Below are 3,151 nucleotides of genomic sequence, written 5' to 3' on the forward strand. Positions count from 1 at the left end.
TATTATTTGCTTACTCTTAGAGGGCACGGACTACAAGTCCGCGCTATCGGGGTTTTATATTTTTTGTTGTTTTGCTTACTCTTACTCGGCACTCGTTACAAACGAGCGCTAGCAGGGGTTTTATAGCCTCTATTCTTGAAAAGGTGACATAAAATCAATGTCCGTATCTAAAATTATACTCTCAAAATATGATTTATCGTTAAAATAAAATTTAAACTGTTTTCCATTTGGAAAATTTAAAATTATCGCTCCATCAACTAACTTACTTTCGTTTATCAATTTTTCAATAGTTTCAAATCTATATTCAAATAACAACTCTTTCTTTCTTTTAAGAATTTCTAAAAAAATAACTGACCTACAACTAGATAAATCATCCAAACATAATTTAAACTCTTGAAAATTCGATTTATTATACCCTAACTTCTCTCTATAATATCTCTCAGCCCCTATATAAAAGTCTCCAAAAAAGTAGTTAAACTCTTTCATATTTATAGTATCACTACTAAATAAGCTTTTATAAAATAAAATAACCTTATTCTTTTTTAAGCTTAATTTATCTTTTACATCAATATCGATTTTCAACTGTTTATGTTTTATCTGCTTGTTTCCAATATCTTTTTTTAAAGGATCTGACTTTTTAGCTTGACAAGAAATAAGCAAAACACAAATTAAAAAATAAAAAATTCTCATTTCATTAATTTATTTTGTCCATAATTCCGGATGATTACCATCTTAGCTATTATTCATAAAAAAATAAGCCCTACTCGATCCAGATGTATGAAATTTCAGGTGATTTTCTAAAATCTGCAAGTCTTCACCTGTACATGTTATTCCAATACAACCTCTTGTCCCAGGTAAATTCCCATCTGGATGTACTCTTAAATATTTCCTACCATATTTTGGCTCTAGTGTTATATTAACACTAAACCCAATACCATCTGCGCTAGTCATCGCACTATTCTTCCAATAATACTGCGAGGAAGTTTTTTTATGCTGAGTGTTTGCTCGTTCTCCATCTCTATAATGAAAATTACTTAACTCCCATTCACAGTTTGGAGTTGGATATAAACTAGTCGAACCTGATCTAGCAGACCAACTCAATAACTCTTCTCCTCCCATCATCATCTTAAATTGACCATCTACTCTTAATTTGTTGTTTACTTTATCACCTGTGAACTCAAAATAAATATCTCCACTGTCTATTATTTTTTGCTTATTACTAAAGGTAACAACAGCTTCTTCCAAAAAATTCATATGCTCCATAGTTGCTCCCTCATACTGACAATAACCATCAGGGCAAGGAATTTGATTTCCTTGGGCATCATAGCAAAAACCTCCATCTGGATCTATAAAATTTATTGGATTATTTCCCATAGCCATATATGGACTTTTGAACTGTCCATAAGGGTCAGTAGTCAACCACCTTCCAATTCTGGCATCCCATAAACGTAATTGAAACGCTTCTTTACCAGTTTCAGGGTCTTTTTCACGTTCTTGGTAAGTGCATTTATCTATTTTCTTAGTAAAAAACAACCTATTGGGCCTTTGATAAGAATAGAAACATCTCTCAAATTTTCTAAAATAGTGTGCGGGCATAGCAATTTTCATAGCAACTCAAAAATACGGTTTTTTAAAGAAACTTGACCTGTTTTTTTCTACGAACTACGTAAAAAAACTACCTCACAAATTAATGTAATGTAGTTCTTTAATATTATACAACCACGCTTACTCGTGAACGCTACTAGTTACAAACTAGCGAGAGCGGGAAAAACCCTTATAGTTTAGATTTTAAAAATAGATAACTTAAAGGGCGAATTGCCAAAAAGTGTAGTAAAATGGCAACTGTTTTCTTTTGTATACTTCCTTCTATGTATAAACAAAAAACCACCTTACAACTTAATGTAAAGTAGCTCTTTAATATACTTCTCGTTTTGCCATTGCAAATGGCTTATTAAACTATCGTTTCTTTTTAAAATTCCATTTATTTCTTGCCATTACGCTAACGCTAAATGTCAAGGTGCGGAGCTATTTCTTTACCAATCATGATTAGTTTCATTGATAAAATCATCTTTTGAATAATATTTATTAAGTTTCTTTCCACAATAAGGACAATAGTTAATAAAAGTAGACTGACCTTTATTTGTCAACTTTTCTTCATAATTTTCTGTAATAATAAAACTATACAATTCATTTTTTTTAATAGGAAAACCTCTTCTCTCACTTTCATTTATATATTGCTTGGTCAATTTAATTACCCTAATATTTAACCCCATATTTTTTTGGGCTTGGTGAGATACTTGAAATTTTTGACAACAATATTTCATTTTTCTTATTTAAAAGGGGGCCTATTTTATTTATTGCTTTCACCAAATCTTTAGAAGGAAATACATATTCAGTATTTGTAAGACCTGTTACTTTGTGTTTTCCTGTATAATGTGTTAGCTTTCCTAGTTGTTCTAATTTAAACAAAGCAAAACGGGTTACTTTATAACTGTGTACACTCATACCATTCTTAACATATGTAGCCGCTACAGTTGCATTATCCGTCAAAATTGCCGATTTAGTAGCTTCTCTTCCTGAAAGCCCCCTGTAAAGAGTTGTAGTAACATCAAATTCGCTAATTGGCTGGAATAACTTTACATAATCATCTACTGCTGTACTAGCTTGAGATGCTGACCTCGATGTTCCTTATACAAATCTAGGAATATTTGGGGCATTCGGAGACACAAATTTAAAAAAACTAGCAAAAGCTTCAAACCTAGTATCATAATCTTCATAAACATTTTGAATACCCATATCATTACTTAACTATCTATGAAACAACCTCTCTGTTTCCATTTCCATTGCTCTACTTACCAATATTGTTCTAGGAATACCAGTTATAGTAACATTATTCAGTTTTTCTTGAGAACCTGTTGTTCCCATTGATTGCCAAGTTTCCCAAGCACCTATTTGGGTACTAGAGTAAAAACGTCTTTTCCACCATCCACAACTAGAATCAGGTTGATCGCATCCGCCGTCAGGGTCATAATGTAAAGTAGGATTGTTACTCATCCCCATACAAGGAAAAGCATGCTACCCATAAGGATCCGTAGTCAACCACCTCCCAATTCGAGCATCCCATAATCGTAACTGAAAAGCTTCCTTCCCT

Annotated in this window: 4 protein-coding genes; all 4 read right to left on the bottom strand. The window is 32.3% G+C overall.

Annotated features, from left to right (window positions below; translation table 11 throughout):
* Positions 1-129 precede the first annotated feature (129 nt).
* Positions 130-690 carry a hypothetical protein gene (locus tag ACKTS5_RS12215; RefSeq protein WP_408044159.1) on the bottom strand — a complete coding sequence of 187 codons (561 nt, stop codon included), beginning with the start codon at positions 688-690 and terminating at the stop codon, positions 130-132.
* A 42-nt stretch (positions 691-732) separates the two neighbouring features.
* Positions 733-1,608, bottom strand: coding sequence for an RHS repeat domain-containing protein (locus ACKTS5_RS12220; protein ID WP_408044160.1), 876 nt, complete (start codon positions 1,606-1,608; stop codon positions 733-735).
* 425 nt (positions 1,609-2,033) lie between these two features.
* On the bottom strand, positions 2,034-2,273 hold the full coding sequence (locus ACKTS5_RS12225) for a hypothetical protein (RefSeq protein ID WP_408044161.1): 240 nt from the start codon (positions 2,271-2,273) through the stop codon (positions 2,034-2,036).
* Positions 2,257-2,550, bottom strand: coding sequence for a hypothetical protein (locus tag ACKTS5_RS12230; protein ID WP_408044162.1), 294 nt, complete (start codon positions 2,548-2,550; stop codon positions 2,257-2,259). Before ACKTS5_RS12230 ends, ACKTS5_RS12225 begins: the two co-directional genes overlap by 17 nt.
* Between the last annotated feature and the right edge of the window lie 601 nt (positions 2,551-3,151).

The sequence above is a fragment of the Tenacibaculum litopenaei genome, assembly GCF_964514025.1.
Taxonomy (GTDB): Bacteria; Bacteroidota; Bacteroidia; order Flavobacteriales; family Flavobacteriaceae; genus Polaribacter; species Polaribacter litopenaei.